General features: G+C 64.9%; 17 protein-coding genes. 8 read left to right on the forward strand and 9 right to left on the reverse strand.

Going from position 1 to position 20,127, the window contains the following annotated elements; genetic code table 11:
- Positions 1-76: 76 nt before the first annotated feature.
- The gene (locus CFE28_03935) at positions 77-1,249 is read right to left on the reverse strand and encodes an acetyl-CoA acetyltransferase (GenBank protein OYU69226.1); all 1,173 of its coding nucleotides are present in this window, start codon (positions 1,247-1,249) and stop codon (positions 77-79) included.
- Positions 1,250-1,407: 158 nt separating this feature from the next.
- Between CFE28_03935 and CFE28_03940 the strand changes: the two genes are divergently transcribed.
- From CFE28_03940 to CFE28_03950, 3 genes are all read left to right on the forward strand, one after another.
- On the forward strand, positions 1,408-2,367 hold the full coding sequence (locus CFE28_03940; protein OYU69227.1) for a peptidylprolyl isomerase: 960 nt from the start codon (positions 1,408-1,410) through the stop codon (positions 2,365-2,367).
- Positions 2,368-2,567: 200 nt separating this feature from the next.
- Positions 2,568-3,779 (forward strand): bifunctional ornithine acetyltransferase/N-acetylglutamate synthase, encoded by a 1,212-nt coding sequence (locus CFE28_03945; protein OYU71541.1) that lies wholly within the window; start codon positions 2,568-2,570, stop codon positions 3,777-3,779.
- 78 nt (positions 3,780-3,857) lie between these two features.
- The gene (locus CFE28_03950; GenBank protein OYU69228.1) at positions 3,858-5,831 is read left to right on the forward strand and encodes a peptidase S9; all 1,974 of its coding nucleotides are present in this window, start codon (positions 3,858-3,860) and stop codon (positions 5,829-5,831) included.
- Between the two features lie 12 nt (positions 5,832-5,843).
- Here CFE28_03950 and CFE28_03955 read toward each other — a convergent pair whose 3' ends face one another.
- Entirely contained in the window at positions 5,844-7,322 is a 1,479-nt protein-coding gene (locus CFE28_03955; protein OYU69229.1) for an RNA helicase, read from the reverse strand.
- A 297-nt stretch (positions 7,323-7,619) separates the two neighbouring features.
- Between CFE28_03955 and CFE28_03960 the strand changes: the two genes are divergently transcribed.
- The 3 genes from CFE28_03960 to CFE28_03970 are packed head-to-tail and all read left to right on the forward strand — an operon-like array spanning position 7,620 to position 9,115.
- Complete coding sequence (locus CFE28_03960; protein OYU71542.1) at positions 7,620-8,030, forward strand: 8-oxo-dGTP diphosphatase MutT; 411 nt, start codon at positions 7,620-7,622, stop codon at positions 8,028-8,030.
- On the forward strand, positions 7,946-8,179 hold the full coding sequence (locus CFE28_03965) for a Flp family type IVb pilin (protein ID OYU69230.1): 234 nt from the start codon (positions 7,946-7,948) through the stop codon (positions 8,177-8,179). The genes CFE28_03960 and CFE28_03965 overlap by 85 nt, the downstream gene beginning before the upstream one ends.
- A gap of 42 nt (positions 8,180-8,221) precedes the next feature.
- Positions 8,222-9,115 carry a kinase gene (locus tag CFE28_03970; protein OYU69231.1) on the forward strand — a complete coding sequence of 298 codons (894 nt, stop codon included), beginning with the start codon at positions 8,222-8,224 and terminating at the stop codon, positions 9,113-9,115.
- Here the strand turns inward: CFE28_03970 and CFE28_03975 are convergent.
- The 7 genes from CFE28_03975 to CFE28_04005 all read right to left on the reverse strand — a co-directional run bounded on the left by CFE28_03975 (position 9,112) and on the right by CFE28_04005 (position 17,570).
- Positions 9,112-9,387, reverse strand: a complete 276-nt coding sequence (locus CFE28_03975; protein OYU69232.1) for an RNA-binding protein — start codon at positions 9,385-9,387, stop codon at positions 9,112-9,114. The genes CFE28_03970 and CFE28_03975 overlap by 4 nt on opposite strands.
- Positions 9,384-11,921 carry a phosphonate-binding protein gene (locus tag CFE28_03980; GenBank protein ID OYU69233.1) on the reverse strand — a complete coding sequence of 846 codons (2,538 nt, stop codon included), beginning with the start codon at positions 11,919-11,921 and terminating at the stop codon, positions 9,384-9,386. The genes CFE28_03975 and CFE28_03980 overlap by 4 nt, the downstream gene beginning before the upstream one ends.
- A 70-nt stretch (positions 11,922-11,991) precedes the next feature.
- Positions 11,992-13,821, reverse strand: coding sequence for a DUF885 domain-containing protein (locus CFE28_03985; GenBank protein ID OYU69234.1), 1,830 nt, complete (start codon positions 13,819-13,821; stop codon positions 11,992-11,994).
- A gap of 95 nt (positions 13,822-13,916) precedes the next feature.
- The gene (locus tag CFE28_03990) at positions 13,917-15,050 is read right to left on the reverse strand and encodes a mannose-1-phosphate guanyltransferase (protein OYU69235.1); all 1,134 of its coding nucleotides are present in this window, start codon (positions 15,048-15,050) and stop codon (positions 13,917-13,919) included.
- Positions 15,047-15,970: a multidrug ABC transporter ATP-binding protein gene (locus tag CFE28_03995; GenBank protein ID OYU69236.1), complete on the reverse strand. Its 924-nt coding sequence runs from the start codon at positions 15,968-15,970 to the stop codon at positions 15,047-15,049. Before CFE28_03995 ends, CFE28_03990 begins: the two co-directional genes overlap by 4 nt.
- Positions 15,967-16,938 carry a secretion protein HlyD gene (locus tag CFE28_04000; protein ID OYU69237.1) on the reverse strand — a complete coding sequence of 324 codons (972 nt, stop codon included), beginning with the start codon at positions 16,936-16,938 and terminating at the stop codon, positions 15,967-15,969. Before CFE28_04000 ends, CFE28_03995 begins: the two co-directional genes overlap by 4 nt.
- Positions 16,935-17,570 carry a TetR family transcriptional regulator gene (locus tag CFE28_04005; GenBank protein OYU69238.1) on the reverse strand — a complete coding sequence of 212 codons (636 nt, stop codon included), beginning with the start codon at positions 17,568-17,570 and terminating at the stop codon, positions 16,935-16,937. Before CFE28_04005 ends, CFE28_04000 begins: the two co-directional genes overlap by 4 nt.
- A 114-nt stretch (positions 17,571-17,684) precedes the next feature.
- On the opposite strand from CFE28_04005, the gene CFE28_04010 reads away from it, so the two are divergent.
- Positions 17,685-19,448, forward strand: a complete 1,764-nt coding sequence (locus tag CFE28_04010; GenBank protein ID OYU69239.1) for a DUF4153 domain-containing protein — start codon at positions 17,685-17,687, stop codon at positions 19,446-19,448.
- Positions 19,449-19,778: 330 nt separating this feature from the next.
- A complete protein-coding gene (locus CFE28_04015; protein ID OYU69240.1) occupies positions 19,779-20,075 on the forward strand; it encodes a 50S ribosomal protein L28 in 297 nt (98 codons plus the stop codon).
- Positions 20,076-20,127 lie beyond the last annotated feature (52 nt).

Consider the following 20,127-nt stretch of genomic DNA (forward strand, 5'->3'; position numbering starts at 1 on the left):
CGTTACCACAGCAGGCAGGAAAAAGGGCCCTCCCGGGGTGGAAGGGCCCTTCAAGATTCCAAACAGCGTCAGGTGTTTAGTAGACCTCGAACAGGCCCGCTGCACCCATGCCGCCGCCGATGCACATGGAAACCACCACATGCTTGGCGTTCCGGCGCTTGCCTTCCTGCAGGATATGGCCGGCCAGACGGGCGCCGGTCATGCCGAAGGGGTGGCCGATGGCGATGGAGCCGCCGTTGACATTGTACTTGGCCGGATCAATGCCCAGCTTGTCGCGGGAATAGAGGCACTGGCTGGCGAAGGCTTCGTTCAGTTCCCACAGGTCGATGTCGTCGACCTTCAGGCCGTGACGCTCGAGCAGGCGGGGAATGGCGAAGACCGGGCCAATGCCCATTTCGTCAGGTTCGCAGCCGGCGACGGCCCAACCGCGGAAGGCGCCCATGGGCGAGAGGCCGCGACGGGCAGCTTCCTTGGCTTCCATAATGACCACGGCGGCGGCGCCGTCGGAGAGCTGGCTGGCGTTGCCGGCGGTGATGAAGTTGCCTTCACCGCGCACGGGGGCAAGCTTGGCCAGACCTTCCAGGGTGGTGTCGGCGCGGTTGCACTCGTCCTTGTCGACCACGTAGTCGACCACGGTTTCTTCCTTGGTCTCCTTGTTGACGACCTTCATCTTGGTCTTCATCGGCACGATTTCGTCGGCGAACAGGCCAGCCTTCTGGGCGGCTGCCATGCGCTGCTGGGAGAGCAGGGAGTATTCGTCCTGATATTCCCGGGCCAGGTTGTAGCGCTTGGCCACGATGTCGGCGGTGTCGATCATCGGCATGAAGATGGCCGGATATTGGGCCGTCAGTTCGGGGTCGAAGCCGCCGGCGCCTGCTGCGCCCGCGCCGCCCATGGAAATCGACTCAACGCCGCCGGCGACAACCACGTCCGAGCCGTCATTACGGACATAGTTGGCGGCCATGGCGATGGTCTGCAGGCCAGAGGAGCAGAAGCGGTTGACCGTCACGCCGGAGGTGGTGATCGGCAGGCCGGCCAGCAGGGCGGCGTTGCGGCCGGGATTGGTTCCGCCATGGGCGACATTGCCCATATAGACGTCTTCAACCGCAGCGGCTTCGATGCCGGACTTGGCCACGGCATGCTTCACGGCGTGGGCCGCGATGCTGACGGTTGGAGTCATGTTGAAGCCGCCGCGACCTGATTTGGCCAGACCTGTGCGGGCATAGGAAACAATGACGGCTTCGCGCATATAATATCTCCGAAATGAAATTGGCCGTTTCAGCCTGTCAGCGGCCGATGGCGATTGAGCGGCGGGACCTTTGCATCCTGCGTGCTAAATGGCTAGGGACGGGGGACCGACTTGGACGGTTTTAGGCACGAGGCGAGCACGCTATGGCGCAAACAGGCATGTCTGTCCGGTTTGAAAAGACCGCCGCCACCCTTGGCGTTCTGGTCTGCTGCCTGATCCTGGCCGCCTGTTCCGGTCGCGATGGCGCCGACAAGCCTCCCGAGCCAGGCGACCAGGCTGTGGCCAGAATTGACGGGCGGACGGTCTGGGTGTCCGACGTCAAGCGCGAAGCCATAGCCCAGGGCCTCATCGGGGAAGGCGAACCTCTGGACGTGACCTCCGACCTGTTCCGGCGGGTCATGGACGAGGTGGTCGATCAGAAGCTTCTGGCGGCTGAGGCCCTGAAGCGGAAGATCGACAAGGACCCAGCAACCCAGCGCAGGTTGGCAGCAGCACGGGAGCGGATCCTCGGCGACATGCTGGTGGAGTCCACCGTCTCGAGCGCGGTCAACGAGAACGCCATTCGCGGCCTCTATCAGGAGCAGCTCAAGCTTTCGAAACGCTCGGAGGAAATCCACGCCAGACAGATTGTGGTCGCAACGGCGCCCGAGGCCGAGGCGATCAAGAAGCTGCTCTCGACCGGCGCATCCTTTGAAGCCCTGGCCATGGAGAAGTCCACGGACGCAGCGACTCGCTTCAATGGGGGCGATCTGGGCTATTTCACCACAGACGTCATGCCGCCTGCCTATGAGGCCAATCTGAAGACCGCCAAGGTCGGACAGCTGGTCGGGCCCTTCCCCGTCGACGGCGGTCTGGCCCTGGTGAAGGTCGAGGATCGACGCCTTGAACAGCCGATCACCCTGGAGGCGGCGCGGCCCCAGATCATCCGCTTCCTGACCTATGACCAGGTCCGGGACCTTCTTGAAAGGCTTCGCAGCCGCGCCAAGGTGCAGACCCTCATCAAGGCGCCGCCGGAAGTCCCTGGCGCGCCCAAGGAGCCAGCCTCGGCCCAGGCCCCCAAGCCTGCCGCAGCGCCTTCCGTAACTTCCAAGCCAGTTCCAGCAGGGGCAATGCCATGACCCGCCCACCCAAGTCGCCCAAGTCCCCGACCGGCCCGGTTGACGCTGTCGGCCAGACCCTGGAAAGGGCTCTGGATCCCCTGACCTCGGCTTTGAAACGCGCCGGTCTGGCCCGGGGTGAAAAGCCCGCTGCAGCCACCCCAGCGCCGCCCAAACCCGGCAAGGCGGCGAAGTCCGCACTGCCGGTTTCGCCCCTGGCCGTGCCGTTTCCGGACATTTCCGTCATTCCAGGCGTTGAAATGGGCACGGGCACTGCCGGCTTCTACAAGCACGAGCGCCCCGACCTGCTGGTCATGCGGTTCGCCGAGGGCACTAACGCCGCCGGGGTCTTCACCCGCCATGGCGTCGGCTCGGCGCCAGTGGACTGGTGCAAGAAGCATCTGGCCGCCACCTCTGGCGCCAATGTCCGGGCCCTTGTTGTCAATGCCGGCTGCGCAAACTCCTTCACAGGCAAGCCCGGCGCCGATGCGGTCCGTCGCTATGCCTCAGCCATCGCCAAGCGGTTCGATTGCCGCCAGCGGGATGTGATGGTCGCCTCCACCGGCGTCATCGGCGTGCTCCTGGACGACTCAAAGATCGTCCAGCGCCTGCCGGAGGTGGAGGCTGCCCTGCATGAAGATGGCTGGGCCGAAGCCGCCGCCGCCATCATGACCACAGACACCTTTCCCAAGGGGGCCTATGCGGAGGCGCTGATCGACGGCAGGAAGGTCAGGATCGCGGGGATCTGCAAGGGTTCAGGCATGATCGCGCCTGACATGGCCACCATGCTGGCCTTCGTGGCCACAGACGCCGCCATTGCGCCCGCCGCCCTCCAGACCCTGGTCAGCCTTTATACCCGCACGACCTTCAACTGCGTGACGGTGGACGGCGACCGATCGACCAACGACACCCTTCTGCTCTTTGCGACCGGACAGTCTGACGCGCCGAAGATCAGCCGGGCAGGAGATCGCCGTCTGGCGGATTTCCGTGAAAAGCTGGAGGCCGTCCTGCTGGACCTGGCCCAGCAACTTGTCCGGGACGGCGAGGGCGCGTCGAAATTCGTCAAGGTGACCATTACCGGCGCCGAGAGCCCGGCCTCGGCCCGAAAGATTGCCCGGACCATCGCCGAGAGCCCCCTGGTCAAGACCGCCTTCGCCGGCGAGGACGCCAACTGGGGCCGGATCGTCATGGCTGTAGGCCGCGCTGACGAGCCCATCGACCGCGACCGGATCAAGGTCCAGTTCGGACCGCTTGTCGCCGCACAGGATGGCCTGATCTCGCCCACCTATGACGAGGCCAGGATGAGCGCCTACATGAAGAACGCCGAGCTTGAGGTCAGCGTTGACGTCGGCGTCGGCAAGGGCGCCGCCACGGTCTGGACCTGCGACCTGACCAAGCAGTACGTGGCGATCAACGGGGACTATCGGTCATAGGCAACCTTCAAGGTGGTTTGGCCAGAACACTCTATTGAGGATTGAGATTCCTCCGCCCTTCCTGAATAGTGGCTCTCCATGCTGGAAGTTCGGTGGAGAAGGTCTGTGCGAAACTGGTTGGGTGTGCTGGCGACCGTTCTGCTGGCTGGAAGCGCGTGGGGCGCCCCTCCGGTTGAAGTCTATGGACGGCTTCCGGCAATTGATTTCATAGAGCTTTCGGAGTCCGGAGAGCGTTTCGCCCTCGTCGCGAGGGTTGGCGAGAACCGACGGCTGTTTGTGCGGAAGGCCGATGGCCAGGCCGAGTTCGTCACCAATCTTGAGCCTGGCAAGGTCAGGAATATCGAGTGGGGTGGAGACCGGCACCTCTTTGTCTTTGGCAGTACGACGATCAGCGCGCCGATGGACGGGCTCTCGACCCGGGAATGGGCGGGCGGCGCCCATCTCGATCTTCAGACCCGCAAGGCCTTCCCCCTGCTGCTCAATTCCCATGTCTTCACCCACGCCGTGTTTGGTTGGTACGGGGTGCGGGAAGTGGGCGGCCGCAGCTATGCCTATGTCGGTGCGATTACCCAGGAGGACCTGGCGCCTCGCGTGGTCATGGAGGGAAACGCCACGCACTACACGGTCTATCCGAAGCTTATCCGGATTGATCTTGAGACCGGTAAGCCGGAGTATGTGGTCCGCAACATCAGGGGGTCCAGCCAGTGGATCGTCGGCGAAGGCGGCGACGTCCTGCTGACCTGGGAACGGGATCCCCGGGGAGAGGTCTACAGGCTATACCGCGGTCGTGGAGGTGTTCCGGCGATCGTTTCGCGGATAGATGATGACACCACCGTGGATCTGCAGGGGCTGGGCCGAACCGCTGACAGCGTCCTTGTGGAAGAAGCCACAGAAGACACCTTCCAGCTGAAGGAAGTGGTTCCGGGCGCTGTCGGCGATGGCGTCATACTCAGTCGCGACGACAATACGGCCACCGGGATCTATGACCGCAAGACCCACCTGCTGATCGGCGTGCGATCTGACAGTGGTGCGACGATCGAACTCTTTGAACCGGCTCTGCAACGGCGGGTGGACGCGGCGCGGAAGGCCTTTCCGGGTCTGCGCAGTTCACTGGTGTCCTATGGCCAGAACTTCGACCGGATGGTTTTCCTGACGGACGGCCCCAATGACGCCGGCACCTATTGGCTGGTGGACATCGCCAAGCGGTCCGCCGTGCCCATCGGGCGGGTCTATCCTGATATCGGTGAGACTGATGTCGGCCTGTCCAGGACCGTGGACTACAAGGCGGCGGATGGCCTGGCCATGGATGGTGTCCTGACCCTGCCTCCTGGCAAGGATCCCCGGAACCTCCCGCTCGTCGTCCTTCCCCATGGCGGCCCCATTGTCGCGGGGGATGAACCCGGGTTCGACTGGTGGGCTCAGGCCTTTGCTTCCAGAGGATATGCCGTCTTCCAGCCAAACTATCGGGGAACCCTCGGTCGCGGTGAGGCCTTCCGCAAGGCTGCCAGCGGCGAGTTCGGGCGCAAGATGCAGACGGACATTTCAGACGGCGTCAAAGCCCTGGCGGCTCAGGGCATAATCGATCCCAAACGCGCCTGCATCGTCGGAGCCAGCTATGGCGGATATGCGGCTCTGGCCGGGGTGACGGTGGAGCAGGGCCGATATCGCTGCAGCGTGTCCGTCGCTGGCATAGCCGACCTCTCCCAGTTTCAGAACTGGGTCTCGGAACAGTCCGGAGACAACCGCAGCTCCCGCGCCTTCTGGAAAGACCTCATGGGCGCTGCAGGGGGGCAGGACCTGGCGGCGATTTCACCAGCCCGCCTTGCGGCCAGGACAGATGCTCCTGTCCTGCTGATCCATGGCGACGATGACTCCGTCGTGCCCATCGAACAGAGCAGAGCCATGGAGCGGGCATTGAAGGCGGCAGGCAAGCCTGTCGAATTCCTGGCCATGTCGGGTGAGGACCATTGGCTGTCCAAGGAGCCCACCCGTCAGGCCATGCTCAAGGCGGCGGTCGCCTTCGTCGAGAAGCACAATCCCGCCGCCCTTTAGCCTTCGTGTGAACTAGTCCACCGGGCTCCAGCGCTTGGCCGGTTCGGCCGCCCGCTTGGGACCCTGGAACTTGGCCTGGCTGATGGGGGTGGTTGAGGCGCGCTCGCCGTTCGGACGGCCGCCACCCTGACTTCCACCCTGGCCACCGCCACTGCCGCCGGCGCGGGCCGGACGGTTGCGTTGCTTGCGCAGGCCCGGAGGCAGGTCCGAGCGACCTTCCGGTTTGCGCTCGCCGCCGCCGCCATTGCGTCCGCCACGGTTCTGGTCACGTCCGCCGCCATTGCCGCCGCGCTCGCCCCGCTCACGCTCACCTGCCGGCGCTTCGGCGGGCATGTGGGCGGTCATGACGGAGAGGCCGCGATCGCCGCGACGATCTTCGGACGGAATGGTCTGACGGGTGACCTTCTGGATATCGCGCAGCAGATTGCGTTCTTCCTCGCCGCAGAAGGCGACCGCCGAGCCGCCGGCGCCGGCGCGGGCCGTCCGGCCGATCCGGTGGACATAGCTTTCGGGCACATTGGGCAGTTCAAACTGGACCACGTGGGTCACGGCGTCGATGTCGATGCCCCGGGCGGCGATATCGGTAGCCACCAGGGCGCGGACTTCACCGGCCTTGAAGGCGGCCAGGGCGCGTTCCCGCTGACCCTGACTCTTGTCGCCATGGATCGAAGCGGCTTCGACGCCGCCCTGTTCCAGGGACTTGGCCACCCGGTCGGCGCCGCGCTTGGTGCGGGTGAAGACGATGACGCGCTTGAAGTCCTTTTCCGCGAAAAGTTCGGCCAGCAGGGCGCGCTTGCGGGCGCTCTCCACGAAGATGACCTTCTGGTTGACCTTTTCCACCGTGGTGGCCTGGGGTGTGACCGAGACCTTCAGGGGATTGGGGTTGAGCAGCTCGCCCGCCAGCTTGCCGATTTCGGTGGGCATGGTGGCCGAGAAGAACAGGTTCTGGCGTTCCTTGGGCAGGTATTTCACCAGCTTGCGGATCGGCACGATGAAGCCCATGTCGAGCATCTGGTCGGCCTCATCGAGGACGAAGATCTCGACGCCGGCCAGGGTGATGGTCTTCTCGCCCAGGTGGTCGAGCAGGCGGCCGGGGGTGGCGACCAGCACGTCGACGCCGGGCGCCAGGGCGCGCATCTGGCCGCCATACTTCACGCCGCCGAAGACGACAGCGACGGAGACGCCCATGTGCTTGCCATAGGTCTTGAAGCTTTCGCCGATCTGGGTGGCCAGTTCGCGGGTGGGCGACAGGACCAGGACGCGGCAGGAGCGGCGATGGGCGGGTTTGCGGTCAGCGGCCAGGCGCTGGAGGATGGGCAGGGCGAAGGCGGCGGTCTTGCCGGTGCCCGTCTGGGCGATGCCCAGCAGGTCCTTGCCGGCCATGACGCCGGGGATGGCCTGGGCCTGGATGGGCGTAGGCTTGGTGTAGCCCTCGTCGGCAAGCGCCTTGAGCAGGGACTTGTCGAGGCCGAGGTCGGAAAATTGAGTCAAACTTCTAGTCTTTCACAAATGCGCCGAAAGCGGCCTCAAGCCACTGGCCTGGGTCGCGGAGCGCGGGTCATTTTAGGAAAGCCCCCGCGTGGCGGGACGATCGATGCGATCTCTTCAGGGCGCTCGACAGTTTGGACCGATCAATAGGGCCAACACGCGACTGGAACGCCGATATCGCCGCAAATGCTGCAGCGCAGCGGGGAAGTGGGCTTTTCCTGCGGGAAAGTCAAGGTCTTAGGCTGGGCAGGTCATTCTGGCGCCCTTGCCAAGGCGGCTGACTTCCGCGATGGACGGAGAATGTCTGATGCGAAAAACCTGCTTCTGGTCGCCGCCGCCGCCCTGATCGATGTGGATGGCCGGGTGCTGATCTGTCAGCGTCCGCCGGGCAAGGCCCTGGCCGGATTGTGGGAGTTTCCGGGCGGCAAGGTGGAGGCGGGTGAGACCCCGGAAGCCTGCCTGATCCGCGAGCTCAACGAGGAGCTGGGGATCACCGTCAGCCAGTCGTGTCTGGCCCCCTTCGTTTTTGCAACCCACGATTATGAGTCTTTTCACCTTCTGATGCCATTGTTCCTCTGTCGTCGCTGGGAAGGTCTCGTGACGGCCAAGGAGCATACAGCGTTAGCATGGGTGAAGCCCGCCAAACTGACGGACTACCCGATGCCTCCGGCCGACGCGCCGCTGGTCGCCTGGCTGCGCGATCTCATCTGAAGCGGTTCCTGGCCGATGAGCGGGGCGCGACCATGATCGAGTATGCCGTGATCCTGGGCGTGCTGGGTCTCAGCCTTGTGGCCACCTTTGGTCGGGCTCAAGCCGTTCTGATCAACCTGATCAACAACTCCATCTCGGTCATGCCCTGATAGCCCCTCGACAAGCGCGGCATTTCGCCTTGTCCTAGGTCCGTGGAAAACCCGGAAGACCTCAACTGGTTCGCAGACTTCCTGTCCAGCGAAGGCCTGCCGACATCCTTCTCGGATGTCCTCCACACTGTTGTTAAGCCCCTGGCCGAACAGATTGCGGCATCGCAAAGAACCCTCCGTCGGGTCGGTCTGTGCGGCGCCCAGGGCAGCGGCAAGTCGACCCTGACCTCCGCCCTTGCCCGGATGCTGCAGGACAAGGGCCTGACGGTGTCCGTCCTGTCCCTGGATGATCTCTACCTCTCCCGGGCGCACCGCCAGGAGCTTGCCCGGCTGACGCATCCTCTCCTGGCGACACGGGGTGTCCCGGGCACCCACGATGTCGCCCTGGGAATTCAGGTTCTTGAAGCCCTGCTCATGCCCGGCGTGACGCCGCTGCCGCGCTTTGACAAGGCCACCGACGATCCCGTTCCGCAATCAGCATGGCCCCGCCTGACCGGGCCCGTGGACGTCCTGCTGTTTGAAGGATGGTGTATCGGTGCGCGTCCCCAGCCTGACGCGGACCTTGCGATCCCGATCAATGCCCTCGAGCGGGACGAAGACCCCGATGGCCGCTGGCGCACCTATGTGAATGAGCAGCTTAAAGAAGCGTACGCCGACCTGTTCTCGAAACTGGATCTCCTGGTCTTTCTGCGGGCCCCCGATTTTGGCGTGGTGGCCGGGTGGCGTCTGGAGCAGGAGGAAAAGCTCCGCGCCCGCCGGCTGGAAGCGGGCGCTGCTACTGACGGCCTGATGGATGAAGCCGGCGTCCGCCGGTTCGTCGCCCACTATGAACGGGTGACCCGCGCCCTGCTGAAGGAGGCGCCGGATCGGGCCGATGTCCTGGTCAGGCTCGCCGCCGACAGGTCCGTGAGCGAGGTCCGCTTCAGACCAGGCTAGTCAATCTGGGAGTAGAGGCCCCGCGCCTCCTCCGGAGGGCCCCGTCGGTCCCCAACGCCTTCGACACGAATGGCCACGATCCTTCCGCCGTTGGCGAAGACCAGACTGTCCCCCGGCTTGACCGGTCGGGCGCACTTGTCGATCCGGCTTTCCTGGCCTGAACGGGTCAGTCTGACCTTGCCTTCATCGAGGAATTTGGCGGCCAGGGATCGCGTCTTGAAGAACCGCGCACGCCACAACCAGACATCGGCCCTGACCGACGCCTCCGTCATGCCTTGACCGCCTTGGTCCTGCGCCGGCGTCGGGGACGGCGGGCGGCAGGCGGGGTTTCCCGCAGGGCTTCCAGGGCGGCGAATGGAGAGGCGGGCCGGACCGCTGCAGGCTCAATGGCCTTTGACGCTGTGCGACGTCGCCAGGCGGTCGGTTCGCCGGGCTTTGGCCTTGCTGTGGGCGCGAAATTGAGGCCGCGCAGGACCTCGCGCATTTCGCCCTCGCTCCATCCCAGTTGGGTGATGATTTCAGGCCCGACGACTGAGCCCTGACCCTGTCTCGGGGCGGCCCGGATCAGGTCGTCCAGACGGTCCAGATCAGCCACCGGAACCGCCAGGCGGCCCACTGACCTGAGGCCGGAGGCCGACAGCACCTTGGGCTCTGCGCCGCCCGGGGGAAGGGGGGTCAACCGGTCTGCAGGCGGTCGCCAGCTGCGGTCCACAAAGCCCTGGGCCAGATGCCTGGCTTCGGGCTTCAGAATGCCGGGAAGGCAGATAGAGAACGCGGTCAGCCTAACCCCGAGGCCTTTCAGGGCCCGCCGTTCGATCGGGCTTAAGGCCTTGGCCTCGGCCTGGACGCTGGATCTGTCCATGACTCCGCCGGCCTCGATCAGCCGATAGGCCAGACCCCGCGCCATGCCCTTGATCTGACCTGAGGACAGGGCGTTCTCAAGCTTGCGCAGGGGGGCCAGCCGGCGGCCGGCCTCAGCAGCAAGGTAGGCTTCCATTCGTCGCTGGGCCCGCTCGCGAGGGGCAGGATGCCCCAGGTCTCCAAGCAGGCGCACCCTTGGCGCAAACGGCGACCCGCCGGCAATGACGCCGGCAATCTCGCCCCGCCACAGGATCGCCCCGTCCCGTCCCAGCTTGAAGGCGGAATCAGGGTCTGCCGCCAGCTGTCCCAGGCGCTTGTTGATCTCGGGGCCAACGGCGGCGACAGCAGCGGCCCGCAGCGCCTTTTCGGCCAGCAGGGTTTCGCCATGCTCTGCTTCGAACTGCACACCCTTCAGGCGGCCGACAAACTGCCCTTCGACGGTGACGGCGCCGTCGGTTCCGACCCCTGCCAGGATCTCCTCGCGGACCCGCAGTCCATGCATGAGGGCGCTGGTCCTGCGGTCGACGAACCGCGCCATCAGCTTCTCGTGCAGGGTGTCGGAGAGCTTGTCCTCCACCACCCGGGTCTGGCCCTGCCAGCCGGCGGCGTCGGCCAGCCAGTCTGGCCGGTTGGCCACATAGGCCAGGGTGCGGACACTGGCCAGGCGGGCCGACAGTGTGTCGATCTCGCCGTCGGTCCGGTCCAGATGCTTCAGCTGATCTGACATCCAGTTGGCCGGAATGCGACGCCCATGGCTGGACAGCCAGAAGAAGAATTCCTTGGCCAGTCTCTGGTGCTCTTCCGCGCTGGTCTTGCGGAAGTCGGGCATCTGGCAGACGTCCCAAAGCCGGGCCAGGGCGGTCCGGTCCCGACAGCGCTCGATCACATCGGCTTCGCCCGCCATTCGCTTGAGGGTGATCTCGTCCAGGGCTTCGGCAGACAGGGTCAGTCCCTCCCTGTGCGGCCCCCTGGCGAGGGACTTCATGAGGTTTGGCAGAGAGGTGAAGTCCAGTTCGGCATTGCGCCATTCAGCTGCGACGACCGGCTCGAACTGATGCTCCTGGACGGCCTCGACCAGGTCGACGTCCATCTCTTCGCATTCGCCCGTGACGCCGAAGGTTCCGTCAGTACGGTATCGCCCGGCCCGGCCGGCGATCTGGCCGACCTCCTGCGGGAACAGGAACCGTGTCCGACGGCCGTCGAACTTTCTCAGGCCGGCAAAGGCCACATGGTCGACGTCCATGTTCAGGCCCATGCCGATGGCGTCGGTGGCGACCAGAAAGTCCACTTCCCCGGACTGGTAGAGGGCGACCTGGGCATTGCGGGTGCGAGGGCTGAGCGAGCCCATGACCACGGCGGCCCCACCCCTCTGACGGCGGATCAGTTCGGCTATGGCGTAGACCTGGTCCGCCGAGAAGGCGACGATGGCGCTGCGGCGCGGCAGGCGGGTCAGCTTCTTGGATCCTGCATAGGTCAGGGCGGAAAAGCGCTCGCGGGTCTGGATTTCGGCCTTGGGCAGCAGGCGCCGGATCAGGGGCGCCATGGTCCCGGCGCCCATCAGCATGGTCTCGTACTTGCCCCTGGCGTGGAGCAGGCGGTGGGTGAAGACATGGCCCCGCTCGGGGTCCGCGCAGAGCTGGATCTCGTCTACCGCCAGGAATTCAACCTCGCGGCTGAGCGGCATGGCCTCGACCGTGCAGATGAAATAGACGGCCCGGGGCGGGACGATCTTTTCCTCGCCAGTGATCAGGGCCACCCGGCTGGCGCCCCGCGCCTTGACCACCCGGTCATAGATTTCCCGGGCCAGCAGCCGCAGGGGCAGGCCGATCATGCCGGAGGCGTGGCCCAGCATCCGCTCAACGGCCAGATGGGTCTTGCCGGTATTGGTCGGGCCCAGGACCGCCACAAGACGGGCCGGCGCCGCGCCGGTGGGGCGGTGGCTCATGGTCCGAAGTTGGGACGGGAATCACCGGCGGGCAAGCTCTGCGCCGCCGATAGCCCCTTTTATTTCCTGATCAGCGACGTTTTGCGGCGGCGATATAGTCGTCGATGACATTGTCCAGCACGGTCAGGGGAACGCCGCCGGCCAGCAGACCAGCATCGTGGAACCTGCGGATGTCGAACCTGCCGCCCAGGGCCTTCTTCGCCCGCTCACGGCCGCGGAGCCAGGTGATCTTGCCGACCATGTAGCTGGAGGCCTGGCCTGGCCAGACAGAGTAGCGCTCGATCTCGGTGATGGCCGCCGGCTCGGGGTCGCCAATATGGTCGACATAGTACTTCAGCGCCTGCTCGCGGCTCCAGCGCTTGGCGTGCATGCCGCTGTCCACCACCAACCGCACGGCCCGGAAGATGGCGTCGTGCAGCATGCCGATATGACCCACCGGGTCCTTGTCATACATGCCCATCTCGACCGCCAGGGCCTCGGCATAGAGGGCCCAGCCCTCGCTGTAACCGGAAAAGCCCTGGATCTTGCGGATCAGGGGCAGGGCCTCGGCCTCGTTCTTCAGGGCCAGCTGCAGGTGATGGCCAGGAATGCCTTCGTGATAGGTCAGGGTGGGCAGGCCCCATTTGGGGTTTTCAGCCGTATCCCGAAGGTTGATCCAGTAAATGCCGGGGCGGCTGCCATCCAGGGGCGGGGCGTCGTAATAGCCGCCGGGGGCGCCGGCCTCGATGGATTGAGGCACCCGGCGGATTTCCATGGGCGCCTTGGGCAGTTGGCCGAAATAGGCGGGAAGCTTTGCGGTGACGATCTTGTTCAGACTGTTCAGGTGGGTCAGCAACTCGGCCTTGCCCGCCTCGGTGTTGGGATAAAGCATTTTCGGGTCGGTCCCGAGAACGCGATAGCGTTCGCCCACCGTGCCCTTGGTGTAGCCGATCTTCTTCATCAGGACGTCGGCTTCGGCGCTCAGGCTGGCCACCAGATCGAGGCCCAGCTTGTGGACCTCGTCCGGACTGATCTTCGCCGTGGTGTACTGCTTGAGGGAGGTCTCGTAATAGGCCTCGCCGTCCGGCAGGCGCCAACAGCCGGCGTCGTGAACCGCCTTTGACCTCTGGGCGGTCAGAAGCTCCACCTGACGCTGCAGGGCCGGCTGAACCCGGTCGGCGTAAAGGCCCAGGGCCTGCTTGGCCCAATCGCCGGAAATGGATTTCTCCTTTGTCCGCCGGACCAGGCTGTTGACCAGGGTGGTTTCAGACGGAGCGGTTCCCAGCATGGCCCGGTACTGGACCAGGGCCTTGTCGATCGCGAAATCGGGCGCAATCACCCCCAGGCCAGCATCGTGTCGAACGACTTCGGCTTCCTGATCCAGCAGGACGGCGAAACCTTCCATCCGCGACAGATAGGCGTCCGCATCGGCCTTGGTCTCTATGGAATGCTGGTTGTCCATGAAGTCGGGAACCGACTGATAGGCCCCGGTCAGCTGGGTCAGGATATAGGGCGCGCCCGATCCGCCGCCGCCATAGTTGAAGCGGCGATTGCCCTCGTCATCGACCTCAAGGGTGAAGGCGACCGTGTCATAGGTGATGGCGTCAACGCCCGAGATCTTGGCGCGATCAATAGTGCGCAGCTGGGCGAGCCTGCGGGCCGTCTTCTTCTTTCCCTCAGAAATGGCGGTCAGGGACAGGTCGCCCAGTTCGGACTTGGTCCAGGCCAGGGTTCCCTTGTCGAGGCCAAGGCTCGAGGTCAGGGTCGGCGCATCCCGCAGGGTGCTGTCCATGAAGTCGTCGAACAGGGCGTACATTTTCGCCGCTTCACCGGTCGGGGTCGCCGCCTCGGCGATCCTGGGCAAGGCGGTCATGGCGCCAAGGGCGGCGGCGGAAAGAAGAAGGTCGCGGCGGCTGTGCATCTGGTGGACTCTGTGAGGTCGAGGTTCAGCCGCAGACAATGCACCGCCAGGCGGACCAGTGACACCCCGCCCCACGTGAAATCGCTGTAATCTGGCTAGTCCAGGGTCCGCCGATATCGCGCCATGGCCAGGGCGGTCACAACACACAGGAAGGCGCCGAGGGCCGCAAGTTCACGCCACATGTCGCCCAGGTTCTGGCCTTTGAGCAGGGCGCCACGGACAATCCTCAGGAAATGGGTGACCGGAATGACCTCTCCTATGGCCTGGGCCCAGACCGGCATGCCGCGAAAAGGGAACATGAAGCCCGACAGCAGGATGGACGGCAGTATGTAGAAAAAGCTCATCTGCATGGCCTGCAGCTGGGACTGAGCCGCTGTCGAAATCAGGAACCCCAGGGCGAGGGACCCGATGATGAACAGGCTTGTTCCGGCGATCAGGCCGCCCCAACCGCCCATCATGGGAACATGGAACAGGACCTTGGCCAGGGTCAGTATGACCAGGGTCTGGATCACCCCCACCAGGACATATGGGGCCAGTTTTCCGATCATCACCTCGATCGGTTCCAGGGGCGTCGCCAGCAGGCTTTCCATGGTGCCCCGCTCGGTCTCCCGGGTCATGGATAGGGCGGTCATCATCACCAGGGTCATGGACAGGATCACCCCCAGCAGGCCGGGCACGATATTGTAGGCGGTGACGGCTTCGGGATTGTAGCGCCGGTGAACCACCACTTCGAAGGGACCAGCCTTGCCCATCCTGCCCTGCAGGGCGCCCTTCAGATCGTGGGACAGGGCTTCGGTGGGCAGCGCCGAGAGGGCGGCGACTGCGCTTCCGGTTGCGGAGGGATCGGCGGCGTCGGCCTCCACCAGGATCTGAGCCCTGTCGCCGCGGACCACCCGGCGTGAGAAGTCGGCCGGAATGGTGATGGCGAACTGCACCTCGCCCCTCTGCAGCATGCCGTCCAGTTCCCCCGGGGTCCGGGCCTGGGCGGTAAGGCGGAAGAAGGCGCTGTTCTGGAGGGCCGAGAGGATGGACCGGGCGAAGGTCGAGTCCTCCTGGATCAGCACCGCCGTCGGAAGGTGTCGGGGCTCGGCGTTGATCGCATAGCCAAACAGCAGGAGCTGGACCACGGGCAGCATCAGGATCATGGCATAGGTCACCCGGTCCCGGGTGAGTTGCTTGAACTCCTTGATCAGGACCGCCAGGACCCGGGTGAGGGAAAAGCCGCTCATTGGAAATTGTCCCGTGAGCCGTCCATCAGCTGGATGAAGATGTCCTCCAGGCTGGGCCGGACCTCCGAGATCTTCACCCCGGGCGCGGCGACTGTCGTGAGTGCGGCGGTGAGGGCTGCCCGGTCAGTCCCGGAAACATGCAGGCTGGCGCCGAAGGGGGCGGCCATTTCGACGCCGGACTGAGTGCGAAGATGATCGGCCACCTGGTCAATATCACCACCCTCAAGGTTGAAGGTGATGAGTCCTGAACGGTCGATCAGTTCGTCCGCCGTACCCCGGGCGATCAGCTGGCCATAGCTGATATAGGCGATCTCGTGGCATCGCTCGGCTTCGTCCATATAGTGGGTTGAGACCAGAACCGTCAGGCCTGCCCGGGCCAGGGCGTGGATCTCGTCCCAGAAGGTGCGGCGGGCCTTGGGGTCCACCCCGGCGGTGGGCTCGTCCAGCAGCAGGAGCTTCGGTTCATGCAGGGTGGCGCTGGCCAGGGCCAGCCTCTGTTTCCAGCCGCCAGAGAGGGTTCCCGCCAACTGCCGCCGCCGGGCGGTGAGGCCCAGGTTTTCGAGGGCGCGATCAACCCGGTCCTGCCGGTGGTCCAGCTCATGAACCCGGGCGGCGAACATCAGGTTTTCCTCAAGGGTCAGGTCCTCGTAGAGGGAAAACTTCTGGGTCATGTAGCCCGTCGCCCGCTTGATGGCGCCGGCTTGCCGGATGATGTCCTGGCCAAGGCAGGTTCCGGATCCTGAGTCCGGGGTCAGAAGGCCGCACAGCATGCGCAGGGTCGTGGTCTTGCCCGAGCCATTGGGACCCAGAAAGCCGCAGATCTGTCCCTGGCCCAGCTGGATGGAGACATCATCCACCACCTTGCGGCCGCCATAGCTCTTGTTCAGGCCTTGGACATCGATGACCAGGGGCTCGCTCATCGGGCGGCGACCAGGGGCGTGACATCCACGGGCTGGCCGGGGTTCAGTCGCACCGAGGGGCGGGCTTCAACCAGATAGACCAGCCGGTCACGGGTCTCGCGGCTGTAGATCACCGGTGGGGTGAACTCGGGCCTGGGGCTGATTAAGTCGATCCTGGCCGTGAGGCCTTTTGCGCAGCCGTCGCACGAGAAGGCGACATTCTTGCCCGGTGAGTAGAGCGCAATCTGCGTCTCCGGAACAAAGAACCGGACCTTGATCCTGTCTTCCGGCAGCAGGGCCATAACCGGCTGGTTGGCGATGACCCATTCGCCCTTCTGGAAGAAGACATCTTCCACCAGGCCGGCGGCAGGGGCCGTTGGCGCAGTGTCAGAAAGACGGGCCGACGCGGCGGCGGCGCCCGCCCGGGCCTGGGTGACCCGGCTGTCGGCGGCCGTGACCTGGCCTTCCCGCGCGCCCAGGGTCAGTGCGTCCCTCTGGCGTCTCGCTGCGGTCAACTGGGCGAGCGCCGCATCGCGACTGGCCTTTGCATCGTCCAGACGCGCCGGGGCGAAGATACCTTTCGCAGCCAGGGGCCGGATACGATTGAGGACCGCGTCGGCCTCCCGCAGGCGCGCTTCAGCCGCGGCGACATTGGCGTCATAGATGGCCAGTTCCACAGGGCGCAATCCTCTCCTTGCATCCTGCGCCTGGGCGGTAGCGGCGGAGACCTCGGCCTGAGCCTGATCCCGGGCGGCGGCAGGCTGGCTGGGATCCAAGCTGAACAGCCTCTGCCCCGCCGCGACCCTTGCGCCCTTCTCCACCTGCAGGTCCGTCAGGGCGCCGGAAACGGGGGAGGCCAGGTAAAGAGCATCGCCCTCCACATAACCTGACAGCAAGGTCTGTCCCTGCTGCCTTGGCAGGAAGACGAGGGCCGCGATCAGTGCAAGGGCGACGCCCACAAGGGCAACGGGAAGGAGCCGGTGCTTCATGGCTTTGGATCCGGGGTCATGCCGCGCAGCACGGTTTCGGCGTGCTGCCGGGCCAGGGCGGTGATGTCGAAGGGCTGGGCGCCGATGGGGACAAAGGTCTCGCGCCACATGACCCCCACCAGGGTCGGCGCCACCATGCCCATGGCGAACAGGCGCGGGTCACCGGGGCGGACCTCGCCCCTGGCCTGGGCCTGTTCAATGATGTCGCAGAGCAGGGTCAGGACCGGTTCAATGGTCCGCTCATGCCAGATACTGGCCAGCTCCGGAAAATTCCGGGCCTCGGCCAGGATCATTTTCACAATGCCGCCGATGGGAGAGTGCGCCGCGAGGGGCGCCGTGATTGCCGCAAACTGGCGCACCCGGTCCGCAAAGGGGGTTGGAACCTGCGCCAGGTCCCGCATGAGCTTGATGTTCGGAGCTACAGCCGTTTCGACCACGGCCCGGAAGATGTCCTGCTTGGTGGCGAAATAGAGATAGATGGCGCCCTTGGACACCCCTGCCCGGGCGGCGATGTCGTCCAGCCGGGCGGCGGCGAAGCCCTTTTCCACAAAGACCTCCAGGGCCGCCGCGACGATTTCGTCGGGCCGATCAGCCTTGCGTCGGCGGAATTTCGGAGGGCCAGGAGGCAGCATGGGACTCACTAATAACTGACTGGTCAGTTATTAGTGCAGACTTGGGCGGAGGTTTCAAGGCGTGATTGGCGGTAGCGAGCAACCGTGGCACCTTCAAACCAAAGGGAGGTCGCCATGACCCGGATCGACAGCCAGCCTGATCATCGCCGCCTCGCGCCTGCCCGCCTCGCCACAGGACTTGTGGCCGGCGTCGCACTCTATCTGATCGACCTTTGGGGTAAGGGCGCCGGAAAGACCTCCCACGAGCTCTTCGCTGTTCTGATCACAACCTGGGTCTTTGTCCCGGTGGTCCTTCTGGGGGCTTTCGGCGCCATGCAGAGGCGGGGTCTGACCCTCTGGGCCCTGGCGTCGACGGTCATTGTGGTCGGGCTGTCCGCCTATCAGGCGAAGGTTTCGGGCGATGCAAATCTGCCGACCCCGCCGTCCTTTGCCTTCGGCTTCTTCCTGGCTGTCGGACTGTTCATCGCCCACGGGCTGATCCTTGGAGCCAGCGCAGCCGGGCGCTGGCGGGCGCCCTACAGCCTCTATTTCGATATCGCCTGGAAGGACGCCGTACGGCTGGCCCTGGCGGCCGCCTTTGTCGGCGCCCTCTGGCTGGTGCTCTTCCTCGGCGCGGCGCTCTTCAACCTGATTGGCGTCAAGGCGCTGCAGGACATCATCACCAGGCCAGTCTTCGCCTTTCCCGCAACCTCGACCTTCTTCGCCCTTGCCGTTCATGTGACGGACGCGAGGGCAGGACTGGTCCGCGGGGCGCGCACCCTGGCCCTGACCCTGCTGTCCTGGCTCTTGCCCCTGATGACGGTTCTGGCTGTGGGCTTCCTGGCAGCCCTGCCGTTTACGGGGCTGGAGCCGCTCTGGAAGACCAAATCAGCGGCGGGAATCCTGCTGGGCGCTGCGGCCGCCCTGATCGTCCTGATCAACGCCGCCTATCAGGAGGGCGAGCAGGACGGCTTTCCACCCCTGGCGTTGAAGCTGTCGGCCCGGATCGCGGCTTTTGTCCTGACGCCGCTGCTGGCGATCGCCGCCTTCGGACTGGTCCTGCGCATCCGCCAGCACGGCTTTACCCCTGACCGGCTTGAAGGGCTGGCGGCTGTCCTGCTCGGGGCCGTCTATGCCCATGGCTATGGCTGGGCGGCGGTGCGGACCCATCCCTGGATGAAGCATCTGGAGGGAACCAACGTCCTCGCAGCCCATGTGGCCCTGGCCCTGCTGCTGGCGATCTTTTCTCCCTTGGCGGACCCGGCCCGGCTCTCCGTGAATGACCAGATGCACCGACTGCGGACGGGCAAGGTCTCGGTGCAGGACTTTGACTACAACTTCCTGCGACATGCCTCCGGACTACATGGCCGGAAAGCCCTGGATCAGCTGGTGGATCATCCCTTCGGGCCCAGGGCCGCCGAGATGGCCGAGCGCGCCAGGAATGCCCGGAAGGCAGAGAACCCCTGGGACCATGTTCCGGCTACGGCGGCCGAGCAGGCGAGGGCGGTGAAGGTCATCGGCGCTGAGGCCCTACCTGGATCATTTACATCCCAGGTCTGGTCAAACGCCGATGATCCCCTTCGGGACTGCAAGGGTGACCAGCCCTGCGCGGCCATTATTCGGGACTTCGATTCTCAGGAAGGAGCAGAGATCCTCATCCAGGCGCCTTCAACCAACAACCTGTATGCCCTGCAAGGCGACCAATGGGTGCGCGTCGGATATGTACCAGCCAACTGCGGAAACAAGGATGACGAGGCGCTCAGGGCCGGGGACTTCAAGCTTGAGCCGCCGAAGAGGGTCTGGAGCGACCTTGTGATTGACGGGCGCCGGGTTCCGGTGGTTCTGGATACACAATGCCCGCCAGTTACAGCTTCTGCTGCGGCATCGACAGATAAATAATTAAATCAATATCTTATGTCGATTTCGGCAGGGTGGCGGCCGCTTCGTAAACGGCTATGGTTAATTCCTGGAACAGGGGCGAAACGAATCAGGACCGAATCAGTGACTTCCACCCATTCGGCATATGTTCCCTACGAGATATGGTAGCCTAACGGCCGTTAACCACAATTGGGCCGGAACGTCGCAGGGGGGACAGGGGAACAGATTCCGCAGACTCTCAGTCCGGATCACCCGCCCTGCCTTGACGCGGCGGTCAGCCTTGCCCTATATCGCCGCTCTTCCGCGCGGGCTTGCCCGTTCGAACCCAATTATTTTGCCTGGATGACTGCTATGTCGCGTCGCTGCGAACTCACCGGGGTCGGCCCCATGGTCGGCCACAATGTGAGCCACTCCAATGTAAAGACCAAGCGCCGGTTCCTGCCGAACCTGGCCCCGGTCAACCTGCAGTCCGAGGCCCTCGGTCAGAGCTTCAAGCTGCGCATCACCAATGCGGCCCTGCGCACCCTGGATTTCCGCGGTGGTCTGGACCCCTTCCTGGTCAAGGCTGATGACGAAGTGCTGTCGCCCCGCGCCTTGAAGATCAAGCGTCAGTTGAAGGCCAAGCTGGCCGAGACCGCCGCCGCATAAGTTTGAGCGAAAGCTCCGAATTCGCAGAGGCCGTCCGAAAGGGCGGCCTTTT

It is taken from the genome of Alphaproteobacteria bacterium PA2, from assembly GCA_002256425.1.
Taxonomy (GTDB): Bacteria; Pseudomonadota; Alphaproteobacteria; order Caulobacterales; family Caulobacteraceae; genus Phenylobacterium.

Coding starts and splice junctions, on each gene's coding strand:
- CFE28_04005 (OYU69238.1), bottom strand. CDS start 17,570: ATGCTGCCTCCTGGCCCTCCGAAATTCCGCCGACGCAAGGCTGATCGG.
- CFE28_03965 (OYU69230.1), top strand. CDS start 7,946: ATGGGTGAAGCCCGCCAAACTGACGGACTACCCGATGCCTCCGGCCGA.
- CFE28_03975 (OYU69232.1), bottom strand. CDS start 9,387: ATGACGGAGGCGTCGGTCAGGGCCGATGTCTGGTTGTGGCGTGCGCGG.
- CFE28_03950 (OYU69228.1), top strand. CDS start 3,858: ATGCTGGAAGTTCGGTGGAGAAGGTCTGTGCGAAACTGGTTGGGTGTG.
- CFE28_04000 (OYU69237.1), bottom strand. CDS start 16,938: ATGAAGCACCGGCTCCTTCCCGTTGCCCTTGTGGGCGTCGCCCTTGCA.
- CFE28_03935 (OYU69226.1), bottom strand. CDS start 1,249: ATGCGCGAAGCCGTCATTGTTTCCTATGCCCGCACAGGTCTGGCCAAA.
- CFE28_04010 (OYU69239.1), top strand. CDS start 17,685: ATGACCCGGATCGACAGCCAGCCTGATCATCGCCGCCTCGCGCCTGCC.
- CFE28_03980 (OYU69233.1), bottom strand. CDS start 11,921: ATGAGCCACCGCCCCACCGGCGCGGCGCCGGCCCGTCTTGTGGCGGTC.
- CFE28_03960 (OYU71542.1), top strand. CDS start 7,620: ATGTCTGATGCGAAAAACCTGCTTCTGGTCGCCGCCGCCGCCCTGATC.
- CFE28_04015 (OYU69240.1), top strand. CDS start 19,779: ATGTCGCGTCGCTGCGAACTCACCGGGGTCGGCCCCATGGTCGGCCAC.
- CFE28_03995 (OYU69236.1), bottom strand. CDS start 15,970: ATGAGCGAGCCCCTGGTCATCGATGTCCAAGGCCTGAACAAGAGCTAT.
- CFE28_03990 (OYU69235.1), bottom strand. CDS start 15,050: ATGAGCGGCTTTTCCCTCACCCGGGTCCTGGCGGTCCTGATCAAGGAG.
- CFE28_03985 (OYU69234.1), bottom strand. CDS start 13,821: ATGCACAGCCGCCGCGACCTTCTTCTTTCCGCCGCCGCCCTTGGCGCC.
- CFE28_03940 (OYU69227.1), top strand. CDS start 1,408: ATGTCTGTCCGGTTTGAAAAGACCGCCGCCACCCTTGGCGTTCTGGTC.